Origin of the sequence: Paraburkholderia sp. ZP32-5 (genome assembly GCF_021390495.1) — a bacterium.
GTDB lineage: Bacteria > Pseudomonadota > Gammaproteobacteria > Burkholderiales > Burkholderiaceae > Paraburkholderia.
The window spans coordinates 1,793,922-1,818,899 of sequence record NZ_JAJEJP010000001.1 but is presented as its reverse complement, the minus strand read 5'-3'; the positions used below and the strand labels follow the sequence as shown (position 1 = coordinate 1,818,899).

At 61.8% G+C, this 24,978-nt stretch carries 20 protein-coding genes, 3 tRNA genes and 2 pseudogenes; 16 read left to right on the top strand and 9 right to left on the bottom strand.

The features are described 5' to 3' along the window. Window positions 1-266: 266 nt before the first annotated feature. The 7 genes from L0U82_RS07625 (at window position 267) to L0U82_RS07595 (ending at window position 6,060) form a co-directional block, all read left to right on the top strand. Window positions 267-343 (top strand) — tRNA-Met (locus tag L0U82_RS07625). Window positions 344-893: 550 nt separating this feature from the next. Continuing rightward, on the top strand, window positions 894-1,439 hold the full coding sequence (locus L0U82_RS07620; protein ID WP_074284429.1) for an NUDIX hydrolase: 546 nt from the start codon (window positions 894-896) through the stop codon (window positions 1,437-1,439). 9 nt (window positions 1,440-1,448) lie between these two features. Next, window positions 1,449-2,186 carry a leucyl/phenylalanyl-tRNA--protein transferase gene (gene aat / locus L0U82_RS07615; RefSeq protein WP_233829604.1) on the top strand — a complete coding sequence of 246 codons (738 nt, stop codon included), beginning with the start codon at window positions 1,449-1,451 and terminating at the stop codon, window positions 2,184-2,186. Between the two features lie 119 nt (window positions 2,187-2,305). Beyond that, window positions 2,306-3,151: an arginyltransferase gene (locus tag L0U82_RS07610; protein WP_233829602.1), complete on the top strand. Its 846-nt coding sequence runs from the start codon at window positions 2,306-2,308 to the stop codon at window positions 3,149-3,151. A gap of 132 nt (window positions 3,152-3,283) precedes the next feature. Further along, window positions 3,284-4,306, top strand: coding sequence for a quinone-dependent dihydroorotate dehydrogenase (locus L0U82_RS07605; protein ID WP_326489712.1), 1,023 nt, complete (start codon window positions 3,284-3,286; stop codon window positions 4,304-4,306). A 131-nt stretch (window positions 4,307-4,437) separates the two neighbouring features. After that, window positions 4,438-5,232: a cystine ABC transporter substrate-binding protein gene (locus L0U82_RS07600; protein ID WP_233829597.1), complete on the top strand. Its 795-nt coding sequence runs from the start codon at window positions 4,438-4,440 to the stop codon at window positions 5,230-5,232. Between the two features lie 168 nt (window positions 5,233-5,400). Then, complete coding sequence (locus tag L0U82_RS07595) at window positions 5,401-6,060, top strand: amino acid ABC transporter permease (RefSeq protein WP_233829596.1); 660 nt, start codon at window positions 5,401-5,403, stop codon at window positions 6,058-6,060. 63 nt (window positions 6,061-6,123) lie between these two features. Here L0U82_RS07595 and L0U82_RS07590 read toward each other — a convergent pair whose 3' ends face one another. The 3 genes from L0U82_RS07590 to L0U82_RS07580 form a co-directional block, all read right to left on the bottom strand. Then, window positions 6,124-7,167 carry a Gfo/Idh/MocA family protein gene (locus L0U82_RS07590; RefSeq protein ID WP_233829594.1) on the bottom strand — a complete coding sequence of 348 codons (1,044 nt, stop codon included), beginning with the start codon at window positions 7,165-7,167 and terminating at the stop codon, window positions 6,124-6,126. Window positions 7,168-7,369: 202 nt separating this feature from the next. Further along, window positions 7,370-8,089, bottom strand: a complete 720-nt coding sequence (locus L0U82_RS07585) for a FadR/GntR family transcriptional regulator (RefSeq protein ID WP_233829593.1) — start codon at window positions 8,087-8,089, stop codon at window positions 7,370-7,372. 672 nt (window positions 8,090-8,761) lie between these two features. After that, on the bottom strand, window positions 8,762-9,295 hold the full coding sequence (locus L0U82_RS07580; protein ID WP_233829591.1) for a GNAT family N-acetyltransferase: 534 nt from the start codon (window positions 9,293-9,295) through the stop codon (window positions 8,762-8,764). A gap of 2,946 nt (window positions 9,296-12,241) precedes the next feature. Here L0U82_RS07580 and L0U82_RS07575 point away from each other — a divergent pair. Beyond that, window positions 12,242-12,976 (top strand): Crp/Fnr family transcriptional regulator, encoded by a 735-nt coding sequence (locus L0U82_RS07575; protein ID WP_006048767.1) that lies wholly within the window; start codon window positions 12,242-12,244, stop codon window positions 12,974-12,976. 58 nt (window positions 12,977-13,034) lie between these two features. Continuing rightward, window positions 13,035-14,453 (top strand): undecaprenyl-phosphate glucose phosphotransferase, encoded by a 1,419-nt coding sequence (locus tag L0U82_RS07570; protein ID WP_233829590.1) that lies wholly within the window; start codon window positions 13,035-13,037, stop codon window positions 14,451-14,453. Window positions 14,454-14,734: 281 nt separating this feature from the next. On the opposite strand, the gene L0U82_RS07565 is transcribed toward L0U82_RS07570, so the two are convergent. The 5 genes from L0U82_RS07565 to rnr all read right to left on the bottom strand — a co-directional run bounded on the left by L0U82_RS07565 (window position 14,735) and on the right by rnr (window position 21,575). Next, on the bottom strand, window positions 14,735-15,157 hold the full coding sequence (locus tag L0U82_RS07565) for a helix-turn-helix domain-containing protein (protein WP_233829586.1): 423 nt from the start codon (window positions 15,155-15,157) through the stop codon (window positions 14,735-14,737). A 442-nt stretch (window positions 15,158-15,599) separates the two neighbouring features. Next, entirely contained in the window at window positions 15,600-16,805 is a 1,206-nt protein-coding gene (locus L0U82_RS07560; RefSeq protein WP_233829585.1) for a glycosyltransferase, read from the bottom strand. A 426-nt stretch (window positions 16,806-17,231) separates the two neighbouring features. After that, window positions 17,232-17,927, bottom strand: coding sequence for a ribose-5-phosphate isomerase RpiA (gene rpiA, locus L0U82_RS07555; protein WP_233829584.1), 696 nt, complete (start codon window positions 17,925-17,927; stop codon window positions 17,232-17,234). Window positions 17,928-18,151: 224 nt separating this feature from the next. Next, window positions 18,152-18,895 (bottom strand): 23S rRNA (guanosine(2251)-2'-O)-methyltransferase RlmB, encoded by a 744-nt coding sequence (gene rlmB / locus L0U82_RS07550; protein ID WP_233829583.1) that lies wholly within the window; start codon window positions 18,893-18,895, stop codon window positions 18,152-18,154. Between the two features lie 181 nt (window positions 18,896-19,076). After that, window positions 19,077-21,575, bottom strand: a complete 2,499-nt coding sequence (rnr, locus tag L0U82_RS07545) for a ribonuclease R (RefSeq protein WP_233829578.1) — start codon at window positions 21,573-21,575, stop codon at window positions 19,077-19,079. Window positions 21,576-22,018: 443 nt separating this feature from the next. On the opposite strand from rnr, the gene L0U82_RS07540 reads away from it, so the two are divergent. From L0U82_RS07540 to L0U82_RS07515, 7 genes and pseudogenes are all read left to right on the top strand, one after another. Further along, window positions 22,019-22,105 (top strand) — tRNA-Leu (locus L0U82_RS07540). 229 nt (window positions 22,106-22,334) lie between these two features. Beyond that, window positions 22,335-22,421, top strand: a tRNA-Leu gene (locus L0U82_RS07535). Window positions 22,422-22,592: 171 nt separating this feature from the next. After that, window positions 22,593-22,958 (top strand): Arm DNA-binding domain-containing protein, encoded by a 366-nt coding sequence (locus tag L0U82_RS07530; RefSeq protein ID WP_233829569.1) that lies wholly within the window; start codon window positions 22,593-22,595, stop codon window positions 22,956-22,958. Further along, a pseudogene (locus L0U82_RS39970) lies at window positions 22,943-23,245 on the top strand (phage integrase central domain-containing protein); the annotation flags it as partial. The gene L0U82_RS07530 and the pseudogene L0U82_RS39970, both read left to right, overlap by 16 nt. Then, window positions 23,133-23,612: a tyrosine-type recombinase/integrase gene (locus L0U82_RS07525; RefSeq protein ID WP_442793631.1), complete on the top strand. Its 480-nt coding sequence runs from the start codon at window positions 23,133-23,135 to the stop codon at window positions 23,610-23,612. The pseudogene L0U82_RS39970 and the gene L0U82_RS07525, both read left to right, overlap by 113 nt. Continuing rightward, window positions 23,599-24,198: pseudogene (locus L0U82_RS07520) on the top strand (DDE-type integrase/transposase/recombinase); the annotation flags it as partial. The gene L0U82_RS07525 and the pseudogene L0U82_RS07520, both read left to right, overlap by 14 nt. Further along, the gene (locus L0U82_RS07515) at window positions 24,198-24,515 is read left to right on the top strand and encodes a hypothetical protein (RefSeq protein WP_233829567.1); all 318 of its coding nucleotides are present in this window, start codon (window positions 24,198-24,200) and stop codon (window positions 24,513-24,515) included. The pseudogene L0U82_RS07520 and the gene L0U82_RS07515, both read left to right, overlap by 1 nt. 208 nt (window positions 24,516-24,723) lie before the next feature. Here L0U82_RS07515 and L0U82_RS07510 read toward each other — a convergent pair whose 3' ends face one another. Next, a complete protein-coding gene (locus L0U82_RS07510) occupies window positions 24,724-24,978 on the bottom strand; it encodes a DUF7660 family protein (protein ID WP_233829565.1) in 255 nt (84 codons plus the stop codon).

The following is a 24,978-nucleotide window of genomic DNA, read 5'->3' as shown; positions in this document are numbered from 1 at the left end:
TTCGAAGCGAAAGCGGAGAGTTGAAGCGCTCGCCGTTGGGTACGCATGACGAGCGGTATAGAGATCTGGATTCTAGCGCAGCGCCCGGCAAGGCTTGCTGAGTCATGGCGCAGCACGCGCCAGGTCACGCCGCGAACCGCCGAATGACTGTAAAGCACCGCATGTGAATGACGACGAGCAGCGTGCCCGAAGCGCGTAATGAAGCCAATCCTTACATGGCTATTGCGCCGACTGTCAGCTTGTTCTATAATCTTTTCTTCGACGGACGCGGGGTGGAGCAGTCTGGCAGCTCGTCGGGCTCATAACCCGAAGGTCGTAGGTTCAAATCCTACCCCCGCAACCAGACAATCATTGAAGGGTTACAACGCATTGGCGTGTAACCCTTTTTTGTTTTTCGCGGCCATTTTCTGTCGACTCGCTTCGACTCGCGCAAAGCTAGCTGGCCCTGGCGGCATGGCTGTTTCATTCTTCGCGGTGGCCGCCACTCACTACGCGAAAACAGCCGCTATTCCAGCAGAATCACCACAACGCAATACACGACCAGCAGCGCGGACAAAGATACGAGAGCAATAAAAGAGTCCATCAGTCGACAATCCAACTACGCTGAAATCACACCAGCCCTCTGGCGAAAAAAAAGCGCGTCGAACAACCGACGCGCTCGCCAAGACTACGAGGCAATGTACAAGAGAAAAAGATGACCGCCGTGGACGCGGGGAGCATCCATTGCAGCCATCAGCGCGGATGCTATCAGCGGCTCCGAAAAGAAACTGTCAATCAGTGTCAGACCTCGTTCGAGCCACGCGTCAACGCTGCCGTGCGCGTCGGCTCATCGTGTCTCAGTAATGCCGCGCCCCGGTGATAAACTCCTATCACTCTTTCTCGTCCCCTTTCCAATGAAATTCTGTTCTGTCTGCGGCCACGGCGTCAGTCTGAGCATTCCGCCGGGCGACAATCGCGAGCGCTTCGTATGCGGCAGTTGCGGCACCGTGCACTATCAGAATCCGCGTAACGTGGTCGGCACCGTCCCGGTGTGGGACGACAAGGTGCTGCTGTGCCGCCGCGCGATCGAGCCGCGCTACGGCTACTGGACGCTACCCGCCGGCTTCATGGAAATGGGCGAGACGACCGCCGAGGCCGCGTCGCGTGAAACGCTCGAGGAAGCCGGCGCACGCGTCGAGGTGCAGAACCTGTTCTCGTTGCTCAACGTGCCGCACGTGCATCAGGTACATCTGTTCTATATGGCGCGGCTGCTCGATCTCGACATCGCCGCCGGAGAGGAAAGCCTCGAGGTGAAGCTCTTCGAGGAACACGAGATTCCGTGGGACGAGATTGCGTTTCCGACCGTCGGCCAGACGCTGCGCTTCTTTTTCGCCGACCGCGCGGCCGGCAGCTTCGGCCTGCATACCGGCGATATCTTCCGTTCGCTACGCGAAGGCTGAGCGGCGCGCATGGTCCCCTGGCTCGGCGCCGACGATCCGTTTCCGCCCGTGGAGCGCGCACTCGGTGCGTCGAGCGGCGCGCCGGGTTTGCTCGCGGCGAGCGGCGACCTGTTGCCGTCGCGTCTGATCGACGCTTACCAGCGCGGCATCTTTCCGTGGTACTCCGATGGCCAGCCCGTGCTGTGGTGGAGCCCCGACCCGCGCATGATCCTGCGTCCGGCGGAGTTCAAGCTGTCGCCGTCGCTGCGCAAAACGCTCAAACACGTGCTGCGCGACGACGCGTGGGAAATCCGCGTCGATCATGATTTCGCCACCGTGATGCGCGCGTGCGCGCAGGCGCCGCGGCGTGGACAGCGCGGCACGTGGATTACCGCGGATGTCGTCGACGCCTACTCGTCGCTGCATCGGATGGGCGACGCGCACAGCATCGAAACGTGGTTCGAAGGCAGCCGCGTGGGCGGCTTGTATGGCGTGTCGCTCGGCCGGATGTTCTTCGGCGAATCGATGTTTGCGCAGCGTACCGATGCGTCGAAAATTGCGCTCGCGGCGCTGGTCGGGCACTTGCGACGTCATGAAATAGAAATGATAGACTGCCAGCAGAACACGTCGCATCTGGCGTCGCTGGGCGGGCGCGAGATCGCGCGCAAGGCGTTCGTCGCGCATGTTCGCGCGTCGGTCGGCGCACCGGCCATACCGTGGCGCTTCGACAAGACCGCCTTGCTCGAACTCATCGCGCGGGCGGCGTAGGAAGAATCAGGCCGAATCCGGGTCTACCGCCTGATGCCCGCCGCCCCACCGGGTCGCGGGTCGTCAACCGCGAGGCGCGCCGGGTTTGCATTACCAGAGACGCTTCGAGAGCTGCCAACGTGACTCATCCCAACGAGCTGCCTCTTTCGCCGCTTTCCGCGCTGCAATTTTATGCAACGGCGCCCTACCCCTGCAGTTATCTGGACGGCCGCATCGCGCGCTCGCAAGTCGCCACACCCAGTCATCTCATCAATTCGGATGTCTATACGGACCTCGTGAAAGCGGGCTTCCGGCGCTCGGGCGTGTTCACGTATCGCCCGTATTGCGACGGCTGCCGCGCGTGCGTGCCGGTGCGCGTGCCGGTCGAGCGTTTCCAGCCGAATCGCACGCAGCGGCGCGTATGGAAAAAACATGGCGGGCTGATCGCGACGGTCGCGCCGCTGCACTACGACGAAGAGCATTACTCGCTCTATATGCGCTACCAGTCGGCGCGTCACGCGGGCGGCGGCATGGACCGCGACAGCCGCGACCAGTACGAACAGTTTCTGCTGCAAAGCCGGATCAATTCACGGCTCGTCGAATTCCGCGAGCCGCCGCCCGATCATCTCGACGCCCGCTTCGGTACGCACCCGGACACACCCGGCGCGCTGCGCATGATCAGCATGATCGACATTCTCGGCGACGGGCTCTCGTCGGTGTACACGTTCTTCGAGCCGGACCTGCCGCACGCGAGCTTCGGTACCTACAACATCTACTGGCAGATCGAGCAGGCACGCAGCCTGAATCTGCCGTACGTGTACCTCGGTTACTGGATTCGCGAGAGTCCGAAGATGGCGTACAAGGCGAATTTCCGTCCGCTGGAAGGACTGATCGACGGCGAGTGGTGCGTGCTCGATCCGGCGAACATCGATCTGCCGTCGACGGATTTCGCGATGCATGGACGGCGCGGCCCGCTCAGGCCGTAGCCGCTGCGCGTCGCATCGCGGCGACATCCGGCCGGCTGCAGGCCCTTGCCCACGCAACGCGCAGTGCCGACCGCTGTCGGCAAAGCCGGTAAAATAGCGGGTTCCCATTTTTCGGCCGCCCGGCTTCATCCTGTGCTCAGCTCCCTCTATCCGCTTGTTCGCGCCCAACTCTTTCGCATGGACGCGGAAGACGCTCATCACCTGACCTTGCGCATGCTCGGCGCCGCCGGCCGTACCGGACTCGCCAGCGCGCTCGCCGCGCGCGTGCCGGATGCGCCGCGCACCGTGATGGGCCTGACGTTCCGCAACCCGGTCGGGCTCGCGGCGGGTCTGGACAAGGACGGCGCATGCATCGACGGTCTGGCCGCGCTCGGCTTCGGCTTTATCGAGGTCGGCACCGTGACGCCGCGCGCGCAGCCGGGCAATCCGCGCCCGCGCATGTTCAGGCTGCCGCAGGCGGACGCGGTGATCAACCGGATGGGCTTCAACAACGCGGGCGTCGACCAGTTCGTGAAGAACGTGCAGGCCGCGCGCTATCGCGGCATCCTCGGTCTGAACATCGGCAAGAACGCCGACACGCCGATCGAGCGCGCCGCCGAAGACTACCTGTACTGCCTCGAGCGCGTGTACCCGTTCGCGAGCTACGTGACGGTCAACATTTCGTCGCCGAATACGAAGAACCTGCGCCAGTTGCAGGGCGCGGGCGAACTCGACGCACTGCTCGCCGCGCTCAAGGACAAGCAGCAGCGCCTCGCCGACATGCACGGCAAGCTCGTGCCGCTCGCGCTGAAGATCGCGCCGGACCTCGACGACGAGCAGATCAAGTCGATCGGCGACACGCTGCTGCGCCACCAGTTCGAAGGCGTGATCGCGACCAACACCACGCTGTCGCGCACGGCCGTCGCCGGCATGCAATACGGCGACGAAGCCGGCGGCCTGTCCGGCAAGCCGGTCTTCGACGCATCGAACGAGGTGATCCGCAAGCTGCGCGCCGAAGTCGGCGACGCAGTGCCGATCATCGGCGTCGGCGGCATTTTCTCGGGCGAGGACGCGCGCGCCAAGCTCGCGGCCGGCGCGTCGCTGGTGCAGCTTTATACCGGCTTCATCTACCGGGGGCCGGCGCTAATCGCCGAATGCGCGCAAGCGCTGCGCTGAGCCCGGACTACCTCCGGCGCCCGCGCCCAATCGCGAAAATAATATAGACATAAACAAACGATATTTTGGTTTCGATAGTCTCGTTTGTTATGCTTGCGCCGTTAAAACGCCAGACGAACAAAAGGACCACGATGAAATTTGGCCTGTTGAAAAAGCTCCTCGCCGTCGCGCTGATCGGCGCGTCGTTCACCGCCGTCACCGCGCACGCGGATGACCTGCTCGATCAGGTCAAGCAGCGCGGCACGTTGCGCATCGGCCTTGAAGGCACCTTCCCCCCGTTCAACTCGAAAGCGCCGTCGGGCGAGCTGGTCGGCTATGACGTCGACATCGCGAGAGCCGTCGCCGCCAAGCTCGGCGTGAAGCCGGAGTTCGTGACGACCGAGTGGAGCGGCATCATCGCCGGTCTGCAGGCGGGCAAGTTCGACGTGATCGTCAACCAGGTCGGCATCACCGACGCGCGCAAGCAGACGCTCGACTTCTCGCCGCCGTACACGTACTCGGCCGCGCAACTGATCCAGCGTAAGAACGACACCCGTCAGTTCAATTCGCTCGAAGACCTGAAGGGCAAGAAGCTCGGCGTCGGTCTCGGCACGAACTACATGGACATGGCGAAGTCGGTGCCGGGCATCGACGTGAAGACCTATCCGGGCGCGCCCGAGTACCTGCGCGATCTGGCCGCCGGCCGGCTCGACGCGGCGCTCAACGACCGTCTGATGCTCGCGTACCTGCTGAAGAACTCGCAGCTGCCGCTGCGCACCGGCGCGAACGTCGGCGCGGGCAATCCGTCGGGCATCCCGTTCAAGAAGGGCAACCCGAAATTCGCGAAGGCAATCGACGACGCGATGACCCAGCTCGAAGCGGACGGCACCTTCACGAAAATTTCGGACAAGTGGTTCGGCATCGACGTCAGCAAGCCGATCAAGTAACACCCGCGTGATCAAACAAAGGGCGGCATCGTCAGCGATGCCGCCCTTTGTCTTTTTGTGGCATTAAAATCACGCGTCACGTATACCCCGACCGTGCTGCGCGGGCCGCGCTATAACGCTCGCCAAAGTTTATGATGTGCGCTTTGCGCGCCAACCAGAATAACGTCCATGTCCATCACTTCCTTGCTGATCCAATCGCTGCCGGTGCTCGCCCAGGGCGCGCTGCTGACGATCAAGTTCGCGATTCTGTCGATGATCTTCGGCCTGATCGGCGGCGCCATCCTCGCGCTGATGGGCATCAGCCACAGCCGCCCGCTGAACTGGATCGCCCGCGTGTACGTCAGCGTGATGCGCGGCACGCCGCTGCTGGTGCAGATCTTCGTCATTTACTACGGGCTACCGAGCTTCGGCATCTCGCTCGATCCGACGCCGGCCGGCGTGATCGCGTTGTCGGCGAACGTCGCCGCGTATCTGTCGGAAAGCATGCGCGGCGCGATTCTCGGCATTCACCAGGGCCAATGGCTCGCGTCGTATAGCCTCGGGCTGTCGCGCCGTCAGACGCTGCGCTACGTGATCGCGCCGCAGGCGCTGCGCATTGCCGTGCCGAGTCTGTCGAACAGCCTGATCAGCCTGATCAAGGACACCTCGCTCGTGTCGGTGATCACGGTGACCGAACTGCTGCGCAGCGCGCAGGAGATGATCGCGTCGACCTATCAGCCGCTGCCGCTTTATCTGGCGGCCGCGGCGGTCTACTGGGTGCTGTGCCAGGTGCTCGAATGGGCGCAACGCTGGTATGAGCGGCGTCTGTCGCTGCCGACGCGGCACTGAGCAGCGCGCTTTCCGTCACCCATACACCTGCGCACTCGCTCGCTCATCGGCTCACTCACCGGTTCACTCGCCGGCGAATTTCAAGCCGAGCGCCGCGCGCGCCGCGTCGGCCATCGCAATCATCTGTCGCGATGTGTCGTGCGGCATCAGCGGACTCTCCAGTTGCCCCGTGCGGATCAGCTCGCAGAAGTGCGCGGTCTCGTAGTTCAGGCCGCCGCCTTCGAACGGTTCGTCGAGTTCGACCACACGGCCATCGGCGTAGCGAATCGTCGCGTGCGACGGATTCCACCACGGCTCGTGAAGCGTCACGTGCCCGCCGCTCGCCATCAATAGCGCATCGCCCTTGCCGTGCAGATCGAGTCCGCAGAAGACCTGCGCGATACCGCGCTCGTGCTGGCTATTCAGACTCGCGAACGTATCGACGCCCGTCGCGCCGAGCCGGCCGAACGTCTGCACGTCGCGCGGCGCGCCGAGCCAGTCCACCGCCAGAAACATTTCGTAGATGCCGATATCGAGCAGCGCACCGCCCGCGTGCTCGAACGACAGCGACGGATGATCGGCGGGCACGCCCGGCACCGAGCAGCCCGCGCGCACGAAGCCGACCTCACCGATCGGTGCGTCACTCAGATGCTCGCGCAACTTTCTGTAGAGCGGATAGAACGGCGGCTTCATCGCTTCCATGAAGAGCCGTTGCGAGTCGCGCGCGGCCGCGAGTACGCGCTCGAGCTGCGGACCGTTGATCGTGGCGGGTTTCTCGCACAGCACGTGCACGCCGGCTTGCAACGCGGCGATTGCGTAGTCGGCGTGGCTGTCCTGGAGGGTGGCGATATAGAGCGCGTCGATGCCGCTTGCAAGCAGCGCATCGAAGCTCGCGCACACGCTGCCGCCGAATTCATCGGCGAAGGCCTGTGCCGATTGCACGCGGCGCGACCACAGCGCATCGAGCCGTGCGTGCGGCACATAAGCGAGCCCCTGTGCGAAGCGGCGCGCGATCCTGCCGGTACCGACGATCCCCCAGCGGATCACGCCGGGCGTCGGGGATTGATCGGCTACGCCGTGCGTCGTTTTGGGCGTTGCTTCGCGCGTTGCTAGCGTGGTGTCTGTCATCGTGTCGTCGAGGGTCCATGCGGTTCGGAATAACCGCCATTGTCGCGCATGCCGCCCTCGTCGAACACGCAAGCACGACAGCGCTGAACCTCACGGCATCATCCGATGCCTGGCCCTACCAGACACGAGCAGGCCGCGTTCGCGGCCGTACCTCACCGGCGCGCAAACGCATTGACGCGAACGCGCCCGCACACGCAAACCGTCACGCGCGCGCCGGCGGCTCCGTCGAAAACCTGCCGCCCAGCTCCTCGGCGGTATCGTCGATCAACGCGAGCGAAGCGACCTCGGCCTCTTTCGGATCGCGCCGCTCGATGGCCTCGACCACGCGCAGATGCGAGCTGACCGCGCTCTCCCACAGCCCGGCCTTGTCCTGCATGATCGGATTCACCGTCGACAGCGCGCCGCGAATGATCGCCGCCATCTGCTTGAAGAACTGGTTGCCGCTCGCGATGACGATTCGCGTGTGGAACAGTTCGTCGGCTTCCTGATAGCCGGGCTCGGACGGACGAATCACGCGAAACGCCTCGAACGCTTCGCGAATCGCCGCGACGTCGCCGGCATTGCCGCGCGCGGCCGCCTGCGCCGACGCGCGCGGTTCGATCAGGATGCGAAACTCGATCACGTCGCGCAAGAACATCGGATCAGGCTTCGCGCGAAAACGCCAGTTCACGACGTCCTCGTCGATCATGCGCCAGTCGTTCATCGGCCGGATGCGCGTGCCGATCTTCGGCCGCACGTCGAGCATGTCGCGAGCGAGCAGCATCGACAGCGCCTCGCGCATCACCGTACGGCTGACGTCGAACTCCTTCGACAGCACGTCTTGAGGGGGCAATATCGCACCGTACTTTTCTTCGACGATGCCGGTGACGAGTCCGTCCATCACTTTGCTCACCAGCGAGCGATCCTTGTTTGCCTGTTCCATGACATCTCCCCGATGCGGTGTTAACCCCGCGTAGCCTGTTGATTGAAGGGCCCGTACGCATGTATGCATATCGTATTTATTCCGATACGTTGCTTGGTTCGAAACGGTTCCGCCAGTTGGGACACTTCCTGACAGGGTTATCCCTCTGAAGAATTGTTTCGTTCATGTAACGCGGCCTGTTTCGATGGGCTCCAAGCTTGCGCGTCAAGCGTGCCTGCGTCGTGGGATTTGCATAGTGCGAATACGCACGTTGGAAGTCGAATTGTCTGATTTGCACGCAAGCACCTCGCGCGAGCAGCAGCGACGAACGTTGAATGACGTGCGACCAGTCATCGAGAGGCAGCGATTGCGCTCGACATGTATGGCTTTCGGAAAGCATGCCGAATCATCGTTCGGTCCGGGCACGGCGAGAGACGCATCGCACCCGATGAAGACAAGCAGGCTTTCGGGTTCATCGAGAGGAAATACCGCACTTTGCAGACGAATAACGTCGGCTCGCCGCATTCATGCTGGTCGACGATCCGTGCGACGAAGCGCTTCACGGCGCGTTCGAACATGAACGCGCTAGCACGCATTACGTGAACCATAGATGCGCGTGAGCATGCTGCTGCCACGCGTGTGACTTGGAGATCAGATTCGCGCGCGCTCAACGCGCGCGCCGACAATCATCGATCAAAGCAACTCGAACGTATCGACGTACCGTGCGTCCTCGCGCGCGCGGCGCCGCGGCCCGAAACGCGGCTGGCTGCCGTGCCCCTGGCGCGTGAGTCCAATGAACGGCACGCCATGTTCGAGATAGGGCCCTTCGGTCTTGCGAAAGCCGAACTGTTCGTAGAAACCGCGCAGGTCGACCGGTGAACAGACGCGGGCGGCGCGTCCCGGCCAACGCTCGGCGAGCGCGTCGAGCACGCGCTCGATCAGTTGCTCGGCGGTACCGTCGCCACGCCGCTGTGGGCTCGTCAGTACTTTATCGATCGTGATTTCAGGGTCTTCCGCATCGCCTGGCTGCACGCGCGCGTAGGCGAGGATCGGCATCGGTCGCGCCATGTCCTCGGCCGCGAACACATGCAACGCGTGCTCGTCACGACCGTCCGCGTCGAGGCACACATGCGCCTGCTCGACGACGAACACCGCGCTGCGCGCGCGCAGCACCACATACAACTCCCGTGCAGAAAGCTGATCGAATTCCAGCGTTTTCCAGTTCATCACGCTCTCCCGTGCTCGACAGATCCCGAGGCTTACCGCACCGGCCACGCTCGATATCACGTGGCGGCCAATGACGGCTCCTCGTCAGTGAGCCACACGGTACGTGCGCGACGCGGCTGTTTCAGTGCGCCATCACACTCACGCTGGACTTTGACAATTCTTGAAGAGCTGTGAGCGGAGTGCGGGGCTGTCATGCGGCCGCGAGTGCGACGTGACGTCCATGCATTGCACGGCATGACCACGACGATCGGAGTCGATCTCATCGATATAGCCGCGTGCGGTCCAGGCTCTTTCGATAATTGTGGCGATCATCATCTCGAAGGCGAAGATGGCGATGACGTGGTCCGATAGCCGCTGCATTTCGCCGCTCAATCTAATAGGCCGCTTTTGTAGACCGAGTTCATCAAAACACGTACGGCTCGCGCTCGAACGCATCGTGCTCACGGACGCGTCAGCGCAATTGACGTGGCGCTTGTTCCGATCATCTCGACACACTGTTCGAATGCGACGAAGCGCGCTTCTATCTGCACTCTGTTAAATCAATGTGGCAGTCCAGTGCGAATTTCGCGTTTGCTGGCAAAAACATCTGCTGTGACTGCTTACGCAATGCTTCGAGATTCCGCCGACGATTCAGGCCACCATGCATCGCATCGCCTCCAAAGCGATGGTGATGCAGTTTCAGTTCGTGCGTTCGCGATCATTGATCTGACCAACCGACTCTCTCACGACGAGCCGCGTTGTTTCGTCGACGTTACGTTTCGCGCAGCCGCTTAATGTGGCCGCGTGCCGCGCAATACTTAAATACGGGGACTATGTTTCGTCTTTGCAATGGGACGATGCATATGCACTAGCTGGTCTTGCACGACAACGCATGCACGAGTACTGCATGCGCGCCGCTATTTGCATGAGGAAAGGACGCTCACTGTATATCGTCAGACGTTGCAACTCGATGACGGCCTCACGCTCCACCCATTCTTTAGGTTCGGTTGGCTTTCTCAGCAGCGATATGAGATGTACTAGCGACTGCGCGGGCTTCGCATTGCATGTGAACGGGCTGGAGGTGCGCAGTCATAGCGCCTGCCGGACCATGACCGATCGCGCCGTGCTCGTGGACATCGAAGCTCAAATGCTCCGATACAGTCTCGCTCGTACACTACGTGATCGTGAGCATGCTGCGCGTCGCGCGGCACGATACTGCACGAGCCCGATCTGCTTTCAGCACTTATCGATTGATACGTCTGCTGAACCGGACGTCGCATTGGCGAATTTCAACTACCGGATGACGCCGCATTCAGCCCACCAATCGAACACAACGCGACACAGTTGCTCGCGCAGACACCGGTTCGCGGCGCTCGCGATGAGATCCAGCCACCGCGAAGTCGACCAATAGAGCTGCGATATTCGGCCTCCTCGCTTCGATGCGCACGCAAGCATGCTTGAGCGAGCCACTGCCTATGATCATCACGCGCGAACGTGCGAGTGCGCCAATGCTTCGACTTCGCGTACGCAAGTAACGCTTCGATAGGCAACGTCTGGCCGTTTTCGACTAGCGAGTGCGTCACGTATTACCTCGGTATGTGCGCCCGTTAGTGCCTGCTCAACGAGGCGCGCCGCAACGGGCTAACGCGTGATCGATGCAACAGCGCGGACGCAGAGTGCACTCATGGTTTAGACCAAACGCTTCAACCGGTTCGAGCTTTCGCTGCGAACGAAGCCTCCAATGGCCTCGATACCCCATCCGATCAACGAGCGCGCAAACGTTTGGCATCGTACTGAGCGTCACTGCACGACAGCAGCTTCAAGACCACGCAAACGCCGTGTCAGCATGCTGCCCGGCCTCATACGCTTCCGCACGACCGCGTGCGCACCCCGGTTCTCCAACCTCACGCACGTGCACCGCCCAGGCCCGAGCACCGACGATGCAACGACCGCGACACTGTGCGAAGCAGCCAGCGTGATCGTGTCCAGAGACGGCACTTCTTCTGCCCCGAGCCCCGCCTGCCCGACGATGACGACTTCAATATGACGATTGAGCACGCACGCCAATAAACAACGGCGGCCAGCTCGTCATCGAAACAACGCCGGTTGCACACTTCATTCATATCATTGCCCGCACGCCCCATCGCATCGGCTCGACTGACTGCTTTCATCTAGCGCTGGAGTAGCCGTACATTCCGTCGCAAACCCCGATGACCTGATCCACTCCATCACCCCAATGGTTGCGGATGCATCGAGCGCGCTGTGAACAGCGTTGAAACATGCGCGGCGCCGGCGCTGACGCACACACGGTCAATGCGTTATCCGCCACCTGCTACGACGAGTGGTCGCGACGTACTATTCGCATCGCCGCGAAGCGCATAGAAGCTCGCGCAGCGCGAATCCAACTGTCTGTTCTGTTAAATCACTGTTGGCTTTTGCACGACTCTTTCCCCTGATGATGGGGACTCCGTGCGATACCGTACGCGATACATTTAACACTTCTGAATCAATTCCGGCATTTCACCGGGAGCGCAGCAAAACGTGCATGTGGCGGCAAGTTCAGTTCTGAGACAAGTTCGACAAGCCCCCCGCTGCAGCGCTCAAGGCCAGTCACATCAAGGGATTGCGCCGTATGCAAGGCTCTCATGTGATGCACTCGTCAAACTCGCGGGGTGTGCAGATTTGAAACAAAAAGGCTTCGGTGGCTTCGCGACGCGCTAACGCAATGTTCGCTGCGCCGCATCAGCACACGTTTTCCCTGACGTTGGCACGGTCCTCGCTATTAGGTGATCGCAACAGCGCGTCACCGCAAACGGGAGCCACAAGAAGGGCGGCGGCGTGGAGGTTAATACGGGGCCGATCTTGCCAATCGCCGCTGCTCGCCAGGCAGCGTGTTTCGGGGAGGCAGGCATCGGATCAAACAAACAGGGAGACGCGAGACGCGCGGCTCTCATGCGAGGACCGATCATGTTGACACTTCAATCCGATCTGCACGGTAACCATCTGCTGGGCGCATTGCCGTCGCACGAATGGCAAGCGCTCGCCCCCCATCTCGAACTGGTTCACCTGCGCACCGAACAGTTACTGTGCGACTCCGGTCAACGCATCCATCACGTGTACTTCCCCACCACCGCAATCATCTCGATGCTCTCGACGATGGAAGACGGCAGCTCCGTCGAAATCGCCGCGGTCGGCCGCGAAGGAATGACCGGCGTGCCGGTGCTCACCGGCGGCGAGACGATGCCCAATCGCGTGCAGGTGCAATGCGCGGGCTTCGCGTACCGGATGAGCGCGCAAGCGCTGAAGCAGCAGTTCGCACGCTCCGACTTTCTGCGCCGTCTGATGCTGCTGTATATGCACGCGCTGCTCACGCAGGTCGCACAGACCGCCGCCTGCAATCGCCATCACGCGCTGAACAAGCAGTTGTGCCGCTGGCTGCTTATCGAAGTCGATCGCGTCGCATCGAATGATCTGACGGTCACGCAGCAACTGATCGCCGACATGCTCGGCGTGCGCCGCGAAGGCATCACCGAAGCGGCCGGCAAACTGCACGACGAGGGCCTGATTCACCATAGCCGCGGCCATATCAAGGTGCTCGACCGCAAGGGACTCGAAGCACGCGCGTGCGAATGCTATGGCCTCGTCAAGCGTGAATTCGACCGGCTGCTGCCGCGTCTGCGTCAGGCGGAAACGGTCGAATAAGTGATCCCTGCAGGCCGTTCAGGTATTGCGCCATTCGACTACCGGAATCGATGCAAATATGTTCAGGAATACCGTGCGGTGTCTCGATGCACTCTTCGTGATTGCAGGCGGATTGCTTGCCCATTGGATGCGCTTCTCGACACCGATCGCGTTGCCCGACATCGAGCGCCTTCTGGTTGCATTCAATTGCATACTCGTGTTGCTGCTGTTTCCAGGCTTCGGCGTCTATGAGACGTGGCGCGGCAAGGCGCTGGCGCCGGTGCTTGCGAGAATCGCCGCCGCGTGGCTGACGGTAGTCGCCATTGCACTGGTGCTCGCGTTTACGCTGCACCGCGCGGATACGGTGTCACGCCTGTGGTTCGGCTACTCGACACTGATCACCGGTGCGTTGCTCATCGTGACCCGCTGCGCGATGCACGTCGTGTTGCGCAGCGTGCGCCGCCGCGGCATGAATGCGCGCACCGTCGCGATCGTCGGTGCGCCGGGTTTCGCGCGCATGCTGCTCGCGCATCTCGAACATGCGCCGCAGGCGGGTTTCAGGCCGGTCTGTTTCTTCGATACCGGTGACATGACCGGCGAGAACAGCATCGGCACCGGCATCGAAGACGTGAATCCCCATGGCGCGCGGCTCAATCGTCTGCCGGTGCTGACCGATCTGAACGCGTTCGCGGCCAGGGTGCGCGACGAACGTGTGAACGAAGTATGGCTCGCGCTGCCGCTTTCGCAGGAACATACGATCTATCGTTTCACACGCATGTTCCGGCATGATTTCGTCAATCTGCGCTTTATTCCCGATGTGCGCGGCCTGTCGCTGTTCAATCACGCGCTCGTCGATGTCGTCGGTTTGCCGACGCTCAATCTGAGCGCGACACCGCTGTCGCCGCCGCAGATGTGGCCAAAGCTGTTGTTCGATCGTCTGTTCGCCGCGTTTGCACTGCTTGTGCTGTCGCCCGTATTCGTCGCGCTCGCAATCGGCATCAAGCTCACATCGCCAGGACCGGTGTTTTTCCGGCAGATCCGCAAGGGCGTCGACGGCCAACCGTTCGCGATCTACAAGTTCCGTTCGATGAGCGTGCACCGCGAAGCGCATGGTCAGCTCACGCAGGCGACGCGCAACGACTCGCGCGTCACGAAGCTCGGCGGCTTCATGCGCCGCACCAGCCTCGACGAGTTGCCGCAGTTTCTCAACGTGCTGCTAGGACAGATGTCGGTGGTCGGCCCTCGCCCACACGCGCTCGAACACGACGATCTCTACAAGGACCAGGTGTACGGCTACATGCACCGGTACCGTATCAAGCCCGGCATCACCGGCTGGGCCCAGATCAACGGTTATCGCGGCGCGACCACCAAGGTCGAAAAGATGGAAGCCCGCGTGAAGTTCGATCTCTTCTACATCCAGAACTGGTCGTTCTGGTTCGACATGAAGATCGTTTTCCTGACGATTTTCAAGGGCTTTATCGGCCGCAACGCATTCTGATTGAGGATGCCGATCCGGAACAACCCGCGATAAAGTCCGCGCCGCCGCCCCGGCATACCCGTGCAACGCCGAGTTCATTCCTGGCTTGGCCCACTGTCTAACAGCTCTTACATCACTTCTTCACCACGCTCGATGCGCGGCAACGTCGCGTTCACGACATGATGATCGTCGTCGTGCGGAATGGCGAACGCCGCAGCCCTGTCTGGCCACACACGAGTGCGACGCGAGCCATGCCGCACGCCGACAAGGCGCGCGGCACGTAGCCCGCGACGACATCGCTTTTACAGAAACGCGCTGACGTCGGTCTGAAACCGCACCGCGAGAGCCTTCGCCACCTTTTTGCTGATCGCGCGCCGGCCCGCGAGAATATCGCTGACCACGGTCGGCGATGCAATGCCGGCGAGATCCTTCTGCTTCAGCCCGTTCGAGATCAGCAGATGTCGCAGCACTTCGCGCGGCTCCGCTTTCGGAAGGTTCATGTGGTGCGCTTTCCAGTGGTCGACCAACTCGGTCACGATCGCATGCAGATCGGCGAGCGGATTCTTGTCGTCGCCGCTCAGATGCTCGGACAGCGAGTTAGCGACTCGCACCATCCGCTCACAATCCTCTTCCGTGCGAATGGGTGTGATTGGCAACTGGCTTTGCAGCGCGGCCCAGGTTTCGGAGATGTCGGGAATAGATCCCGGAAAGCGATCGGCATTCATGAGATTAAATTCGTCCTCGTCCAAAAGTCGCATGTGCACGTATAAACATGTGGGCATGTGTCAGCAGATAACGCACGTACGACGACTACCCGTTGTAGTGAATCGCCTCCACGGCAAGCTGCTGTTCGCATCGAACACGATGCGGTGCAACGGCGGCAAGCCCGCGCCGGCGAACGTCTGCTTCAGGTCGTTATGGCCACGCGAGGCCAGCCGGCGCCAGTGAATACCGCATCAGTGGCGTACAGCACGCACCCTGGTCGTGATTTATGAAGTCCTGTCAACCTCTACCCGCCCGGACACACCGGCCCGCACGGCTAGCTACTACTCGCTGCAAAGTCACTGCTTTACGACGACACCCGGTTGGTCTTCTATCGAGCCATTACCGAACGGAAAATCACTGCAAACGTCGGTGGAAAGCTGGTATTGCCCGGCCTCGGCGGCCTCAGTCGCGCTTGGGCGGCGCCTCGCCTGGCGAGCCATGCTGCGCTGCCAGTTCGTGATCGCCTCGTCCCATCGCGGCAATGCGCTCAGGCAGATCCGTCGCGCAAATCGCCCGCGTGACCTCGGCCATGAACGCGCGCCGGAATACCGCTGCCGAAAAGCGCTCGGCATTCGCGCGGCAAGCCGCGGCGGTGATGTACTTCTGCAAACGCTCGAAGCGGTCGATTGCTTCGAGTAACGCGACCGCCGTCTGGCGCGCAAAGAAAACACCGGTAGGCTGTCGATCGCCGACCGGCACCACTGTTTCGAGCACACCACCCCTGCCGAAAGCGATGACCGGTGTGCCGCAAGCCTGCGCTTCGAGCGGCACGATGCTGAAGTCTTCCTCGGCGGCGAACACGAATGCGCGCGCGCGTTGCAGGTAGTCCTTCAGCACGTCGCGAGGCTGTGCGCCGAGGATCGTCACGTTCGCCGCGGCCTTCGCGCGAATCGCGGCCATCCGCGGACCGTCGCCGATCACGATCAGCTTGCGCTGCGGTGTCGCGTTGAACGCATCGACGATCAGATCGATGCGCTCGTGCGGCTCCATTCGCGACACGGCCAGATAAAAGTCTTCCTTGCACACGCGCAGTTCGAATCGATCCACGTCGAGCGGCGGCGGGACGACCGCCGCATCACGCCGGTACGCTTTCATCACCCGGCGCGCGACGGATTGCGAATTCGCGATCAGATGATCGACACCGTTCGTCGCATCCGCATCCCAGCCGCGCAGGTAGTGAAACAGCGCGCGCGCGGCCCACGACTTCGGCCCGCGCAGCAGATTCGCTTCGCGCAGATACTGGTGCTGCAGATCTCCCACGTAGCTCATCGGCGCATGCACATAGCTGATGTGCTTCTGATCCGGACCGACCGGCACGCCCTTTGCAATCGACGACGAATTCGTGATGATGAGGTCGTAGCTGGACAGATCGAACTGCGCGACCGCGAGCGGCATCAACGGCAGATACATCCGATAGCGACTGCGCGCAAACGGCAGACGCTGGATAAACGACGTGGTAACCGCCTTGTTCGCGAGCAGTGCGCGATCTTCGAGAAAGTCGACGAGACTAAACAGGTCGGCATCGGGAAAGCACTCGATGATCTGCTCGAGCACCTTCTCCGCGCCGCCAGGTGCAACGAGCCAGTCGTGCACGATCGCGACTTTCATGTCTCTTCCCTATCCGTCAGAAATGCCACGTGGACTCAACAAGGAGTGTATGTGCCCCATTCCTTGCTGTGCGTGCGCGCGCCCACATTCGACGCGCGACAGTGGTCGGATAGTTCAGACGTAATGGTTGCCAATGAGAATTTCTGGCCGCTATTCATGCGGCTTTGATGCGCGCGATTGCGGCGCGTGCGCGGTGATTTTCAGGTTGCGCGCAGATCGCGCGCGCGGCATGGCGCTTAATGATGCGCGTGCAACGTATTCAGTTTGGAGCGGTATTTGCAGCGGATGACGCAGGTGATCGGACTGGGCTGTGCGTTAAGGAAGGGTACGTTTGAAGCGGATGAGTAGACGATGCGCGAGCCTCCCGATGCGACGGAGGCTCACGCACACTATATGAAGCGTAGCAACGCCTGGAAGCGCCGCCGTTTAGTTCTGGCCGTATGTAATCGTCTGCACGCCGGTGTCGGCGCCGAGCAGGCACAGGTTCGCGCCACGGCCCGCGAACAGCCCCACCGTCACGACACCCGGCCACGCGTTGATCTGCGCCTCGAGCGTGCGCGGATCGCTGATGCTGAGTCCCTTTACGTCGATGATTTCGTTGCCGTTGTCGGTGATGAACGGCACGCCTTCCTTCGTCACACGCACGACGGGCACGCCACCGAGCGCCGTCACGCGACGGCCGATCGCGGTGCGCGCCATCGGCACGACTTCGATCGGCAGCGGGAAGTTGCCGAGCGTATCGACGAGCTTACTTGCATCCGCGATACAGACGAACACATCCGACACCGATGCGACGATCTTCTCGCGCGTCAACGCACCGCCACCGCCCTTGATCATCGCGCCGCTGCGATCGATTTCGTCGGCGCCATCGACATAGACCGGCAGCGAATCGATCTCGTTGAGATCGAGCACCTTGAAGCCGTGCGATTGCAGCCGCGCGGTGGTGGCGAGCGAACTCGACACCGCGCCGCGATAACGGGACTTGCTGGCCGCTAGCGCGTCGATGAAGCAGTTCGCGGTGGAGCCGGTGCCAACGCCGATCACCGAGCCTTGCGGCACGTTCGCGTTCACGTAATCGGCGGCGGCCTGGCCGACCAGTTGCTTGAGTTCGTCTTGAGTCATGGGGATGCGGGGGAAGCGTGAAAAACGCTAGTTTACCGGAGTCGTGCGCGGGTGATTGGATTGGTTGGCCGGGGGCTAACCATCAGACTTGCCACTTTTCCTGCTGGGTTCAAGCAGCGGCCGGACAAATAACCGGCCGCTCGCCACACCCTCTCAACACACGTCAAAACATCAGTTATTCCGAGTCCAATGTTTTGCCGTATTGCCGGCCACGTGGAGCGGGATTACTTCTTCACCGCCCGCTGCCGCACCGCCTCGAACAGACACACACCGCTGGCCACCGAAACATTGAGGCTTTCAACCGTCCCCGCCATCGGAATGCGCATGACCACATCGCAGGTATCGTGCGTAAGACGTCGCATGCCCTCGCCTTCCGCGCCCATCACGATCGCCACCGGGCCATCCAGTTCGGTTTCGTAAAGACCCTTCGTCGCCTCGCCCGCGGTGCCGACCACCCATACGCCCGCCTCCTTCAGCTCACGCAGCGCGCGCGCCAGGTTCGTCACGGTGATGTACGGCACGGTATCGGCCGCACCGCTCGCGACCTTCGCGGCGGTCGCATTCAGCCCGACCGCGCGATCGCGCGGCGCGATCACCGCGTGCGCGCCGGCCGCATCCGCGACCCGCAGGCAGGCGCCGAGATTGTGCGGGTCGGTCACGCCGTCGAGCACGAGGATCAGCGGCGAACCGCTGATGCCGTCGAGCAGTTCAGCCAGGTTCTGTGCGAGCGGCAGATCGCCCGCGCGCGCGACCACGCCCTGATGACGCTCGGTGCGCGCGAGGCCCCACAGACGCGTTTCGTCGGCGGCGATCAGACGCACGCCAGCCTCTTTCGCGGCATTCAGGAATTCGGTCATTCGCCGGTCCTTGCGCGTCGCGTCGTAATAAACATCCTCGACTGTCGACGCATCGTGCCGGATACGCGCGGTCACTGCGTGGAAACCGTATAAGACCTTGAGACGTGCCATGACTGAACAACCTTTGATTGGGCGCGCACGACGCGCGCCGCTGTGATGAATATGAAACCGGCAACCTGTCGCCGACTTCGCGTCGCCGCGCGCTACGACACTCATGCGCCAAAACGCAGACCGCGCGCAACCGGCACGTCTTCACGTGCCCGCTGCGCGCGGCTCTGTCTTTGCGGCGGCTTCAGCGCTTCTTGCGTACCGGCTTCGACGCTGCTTTCGTCGCGACGCCATGCTTCTTCGCCGCGCCGCGCGCCGCGCGCGCTTCCTTGACCGCGGCGCTCTGCGCGGGCGCCGCCTTCTTGCGTCGCGGTCCCGGCATCGCACCGCTTTCCGCCGCCGGCAACGCACGCACGCGTGGGCCACCGCCTTCGCTCCGGTCCGCCGCGACGCCGCGCACCACGGGCGGTTTGATTGGCGTATCGCGCACGAGCCGGAAGTCGATCTTGCGCGCGTCGAGATCGACACGGCTCACCTGCACGCGCACGCGATCCGACAGACGATAGCGAATACCGGTGCGCTCGCCACGCAACTCGTTCTTGATCTCGTCGTACTGGAAGTAGTCCGAGCCGAGTTCGGTGACGTGCACGAGCCCTTCGATAAACAGCGAATCGAGCTGCACGAAGATGCCGAACGACGTGACGCCATTGATCATGCCGCCATACTCTTCGCCGAGCTTGTCGCGCATGAAGTAGCACTTGAGCCACGCTTCGACATCGCGCGATGCTTCGTCCGCGCGGCGCTCGTTGGCCGAGCAGTGCAGCCCGAGTTCCTCCCAGATCGCCACATTGGCCCCACCGTTCGCACGCGAGCGGCCGCGTTTTTCCTCGTCGGCCTGCTGCATCGCGCGGGCGCGCGGCGACAGCGCGGTATTCAACTCGACGCCGTGCGACGGCTCCGGCTGATACTTGCGGCCCTGCAGGATCGCGTAGATCGCGCGATGCGTGAGCAGATCGGGATAGCGGCGAATCGGGCTCGTGAAGTGCGCATAGGCTTCGTACGCAAGACCAAAGTGACCGATGTTGTCCGGGCTGTAGACCGCCTGCTGCATCGAGCGCAGCAGCATCGTCTGCAGCATCGGCGCGTCGGGCCGGTCGCGGATCTGCGCCATCAGCGCCGCGTAATCGCTCGCATGCGGGCTGTCGCCGCCACCGAGCGTCAGGCCCATGCCGCGCAGGAAAGTGCGCAGATTCTCGAGCTTTTCCGCGCTCGGGCCCGCATGCACGCGGAACAGGCCGGCGTGCTTGTTGCGCTTCAGGAAATCGGCCGCGCACACGTTCGCGGCCAGCATGCATTCCTCGATCAGCTTGTGCGCGTCGTTGCGCGTGCGCGGCACGATCTGCTCGATCTTGCCCTGCGCGTTGCAGACGATGTACGTCTCGGTCGTATCGAAGTCGATCGCGCCACGCTTCTGGCGCGCGGCGAACAGCGCCTTGTAGACGCCGTACAGATTCTGCAGTTGCGGCAGCAACGCGGCGCGGCGGATGGCCTCCGGCCCCTTGGTGTTGGTCAGCACCGCGGCGACTTCGGTATAGGTGAGCCGCGCGGCCGAATGCATGACGCCCGGATAGAACTGATACGCCTTCACGTCGCCGCGCGCGGTGACGATCATGTCGCACACGAGCACACAGCGGTCGACGTCCGGATTCAGCGAACACAGTCCGTTCGACAGCTTTTCCGGCAGCATCGGAATCACCCGGCGCGGGAAATACACCGATGTGCTGCGCTCGATCGCATCGGTGTCGAGCCCGCTTTTCGGCTGCACGTAATGCGACACGTCGGCGATCGCGACGATCAGGCGGAAGCCGTCGCCGCGGCCGACCTTGACCGGCTCGCAATAGACCGCGTCGTCGAAGTCGCGCGCGTCCTCGCCGTCGATCGTGACGAGCGGCACGTCGCGCAGATCGACGCGATGGCGGATGTCGGCGGGACGCACTTCGTCGGGCAGGCGCGCGGCTTCGTCGAGCGCGGCACCGCTGAACTCGTGCGGCACGCCGTATTTGCGCACCGCAATTTCGATTTCCATGCCGGGGTCGTCGATATCGCCGAGCACTTCGACCACGCGGCCCAGCGGCTGCGAATGACGGCTCGGGAAATCGGTCAGCTCGACCACCACGACCTGGCCGACCTTGGCCTTGCGCGTGTTCTGCGTGATCAGGATATCGTGGCCGATGCGCTTGTCTTCGGGAGCGACGATCAGCGCGCCGTTCTCGTTGAGCAGGCGGCCGATCACGCGCTTGTTCGCGCGGTCCGTGACCTCGACGATGTGCCCTTCCGGGCGCCCGCGCCGGTCATAGCCGACGATGCGCGCGAGCACGCGATCGTTGTGCATGACCTTCTGCATCTCGCCGTTGGGCAGGAACAGGTCGTCCTGGCCGTCGTCGCGAATCAGGAAGCCGTAGCCGTCGCGATGCCCCTGCACGCGGCCCGCGACGAAATTCGACGGATGAGTGAGCTGATAGAGATTGCGCTGATCGAGCCGGATCTGGCCGTCGCGCTCCATCGCGCCGAGACGCTTGAAAAATCCTTCGCGCTCCTGGCGCTTGATCGACAGCGCTTCGGCGATGTCGTTCGCGGCAAGCGGCGTTTCACTCGTGCGCAATACGCCGAGGATTTCTTCGCGGCTTGGAATCGGATACGGAAATTTGCTCAAGGGCTTGTCGATGGTTTTTTCTCGTTGCATGGACGTCGGTCGGCAATGTGGTCCGGCCTGAAAGGCGTTGGGGTGATGCGCTCAGTAACACCTGCTCGACACCTGCGTTATACCTGCGTACCTGCGTTGCACCTGCTCAGGGGCTGGCACTGTTTCCGTCATGGCCCCTGCGTGACTGCGATTGCGCCCGAAGCTGCCGGAAGCCGGCTTGTTCAAAACCGGCTCAAGCCGGGCAAAGCTGGCCAGGGTCCAGCACAGCCGACGCCACGGGCGTGCGCACGGAGATCATGCGCGTACGTCGCCGACGAACTACTGCGAGGCATTCTAACACCCGTGCCGCGCGCCAAGCGGCCCGTCCGAGGCGGTTCACAGCCGTATTGCGGGGACGCGCGACGCGTCTCAGCCGGCTCTGGCGAAACGCTTGACAGGCCTGAATCCGTCGCTATAATGGCGGTCTTTGCTGTTCATCACCTGCCCAGGTGGCGAAATTGGTAGACGCACTAGGTTCAGGTCCTAGCGGTGGCAACACTGTGGAGGTTCGAGTCCTCTCTTGGGCACCAGATTCAAAAGTAGAGCCGCCTTCGGGCGGCTTTACTTTTTGTGTAAGACCCCAATGATCGAAGCGCGCTTTTTACGAGTCGATTGTCTGGTAAGCAGGACGGTAGTTCGGCAGCGGTTTGATCAATGCGCTGCCCGATTCAACCGGGCGAATGAGAAAGCAGGTTTGTTTGAAGCAAGGATTGACAAACTTCATCATCTCGCTAAAATAGCGGTCTAGCTTGAAGACGTGCCCAGGTGGCGGAATTGGTAGACGCACTAGGTTCAGGTCCTAGCGGTGGCAACACCGTGGAGGTTCGAGTCCTCTCCTGGGCACCAACAGTTGTTCCGGCGTAAGCCGAAGTAGTTCGAGAAACCCCGTAAGATTATCGTCTTACGGGGCTTTTTGTTTGTGCGGCCGGCTGTCATGTCCTGCGGCATCGGCGATTTTTGCGCATACGCCGCATCGAGGTGCCGAGCAATGCCCAAACGCTCCGAGCCTAAGTTCGAATGTATTTCGCGTCGCCAAACCGCGCGAACGCCCTGCTCTCATCTGCTCTCAGACGAGAACGGGCTTGTCTTACGCGCATCTGGCCAAACGGACGCAAAACGTGGCTGTTCCGTTATCGTCGCCCGAGTACCGACTTTCTCAGTCTTGGTCCATATCCCGAAGTTGCACTCGTCGACGCGCGCAAGTCAGCTGCGATCACCCGCAGTCTGATACGTGATGGCGCTAATCCGGCAAACATCGCAGAGCCGAAGTCGCTGTACGCAAACGCGCCGCTGAAGGAGCGCTCCGTCTCGTTGCAGGAAATTGGCTTGCATTCAAACGCAAGGAATGGGCCGACGAGACTTGCAGCAAAACGGAGTTCGTAGTTCGGCAATACCTGATCCTGCCACTAAGCAACAAGCCCATTTCGACGCTCGCGACATTGGAAGTCAAACCGGTGTTGGAGGCAATCGCGGGGCATGCACCCAACCTCGCAACCAAGGCACGCCAATACGTAGGCGTCGTCGTGATGTATGCGATCCACCATAGCCTTCGAGAGGATGGTGTTTCGTTGTTGCTACGCGGTGTCATCCTGCGACACGAGAAAAGCCACATCCCGGCCATTACGAAATCCGCCGGAATCCTCCCACTGGTGCAAGCCATCAATACATAAGTCGCCGATCACCAGGGCCGTGCTGAAACTGACCATGCTCCCGGGTTTACGCCCCGGGGCGATCGCAGCCGCCTCGTGGGACGGAATCGACCTGAAAGCGAGCGAATGGCATGCTCAGGCCGAGCGAATGAAGATGCGCCACGACCATATTGTGCCTTTACCTAAGCAAGCGGTTGCGTTGCTCAGCGAACTGCAATCGCTTACAGGCCGCGGACATTATGTGTTTCCATCTCCACCCCGCATTTACACCAAGACGCGTAAACAAGGCCCTACCCGAGATGGAATGCAAGGGAAAGCACACTGCGCACGGATTCCGCAGCATGCTGCGGACCGTCGGCCGAGAGAGAGCCGGCATGCGCGTACATAGCTTGCCGGTCGAACGCAGGCCCATGCTGCCGCGCCCGCAGTGTCGGCATGACGGCAAGGTCGCCGTAGCGAAGAGCAATCAACGCTGGTGTCCTGACGGCTTCGAGTTTCGTTGCGAGAACGGCGAACCGCTGCGCGTGAAGTTTGCGTTGGACTGCTGCGACCGCGAAGTGATGAGCTGGGCGGCGACAACCGGCGTCCATAGCGGGAACATCGTGCTTGACGTGATGCTCGCGGCTGTCGAACATCGCTTTGACGACGCCCCGAAGGCGCCAGCGGAAATCGCATGGCTTACGGACAACGGCTCGGGCTACATCACCGAGAAGACCCGCGCCTTCGCTGCCGACATCGGCCTAAAGCCATTGACGACCCCGGTGTGCAGCCCACAGAGTAACGGCACGGCTGAGAGCTTCGTGAAGACGATGAAGCGCGACTACGTGACCTTCATGCCGAAGCCCGACGTGGCGACGGTCGTACGCAATCTCGCTATCGCCTTTGAGCATTACAACGAACAGCATCCACATAGCGCCTTGAAATACTGCTCTCCACGCGAGTTCAGGCGAACCATGGTCCGGGAGGGAGTCTGATGCAACCCGATGTGGTACTTCGTCTTCGGCTCAGGACCACGGCCGAAGGAGGAAGAAATGGGCCAGTGTTCGTAAACCCGGGCACGCACTTCGGTTGCCTTCTGGTCATCGAGGGGCAGCACTTTGATTGCCGCTGGTTGCTGGAAGGTCGACATCTCAAACTTGGTCACGAACACAATGTACCGGTAAAGTTTCTATCCTTCGCCCTGGTTGCCCCGCTTCTGGCTGTCGGCAAGGGAGTCCAGATGTGGGAGGGCAAGGTCTTCGCAGATGGAGTCATTACTGACATCTGTCGAACACCTGATGCGGAATATTGACGAGTTTGTTCTAGCGCATGTCCGGAGATACAGGGGCAATTCCAGCGCGCTGCATCCTCTTCCTGTCCGTCATAGACCAGTTCGTATTCCGACGCGCTGCGGCGGCTCACGCTGCCATAAAGCACAAGCCTGGCTCGTGGCCAGGTTCATGTTTCTGCTTGTTGCTGCCAAGGCTGAACCGCCAACTTGCGATCAAACCGGATCCCCTCTATTCGTATATCCTCGCCGCGCAAAGGATATCGGCCAACGTGCGCCAACTCGGCGCGACCGGAATATCTTGTCCGGTGTTTCTGTAAAAGTTGTCCATGGACCTGATCCAACTTTCCATTGCGACAAGAAACCTCTCAAGCGTTGGGTTTTCCCATTGAACTCGATTTTGCTCCAAATCTTGCGACAGAGCGGCAACGAAATCTGCCAATTCCTCTTTGGATGCAATGCCTTTTACCCGCTCCGACAACTCCAT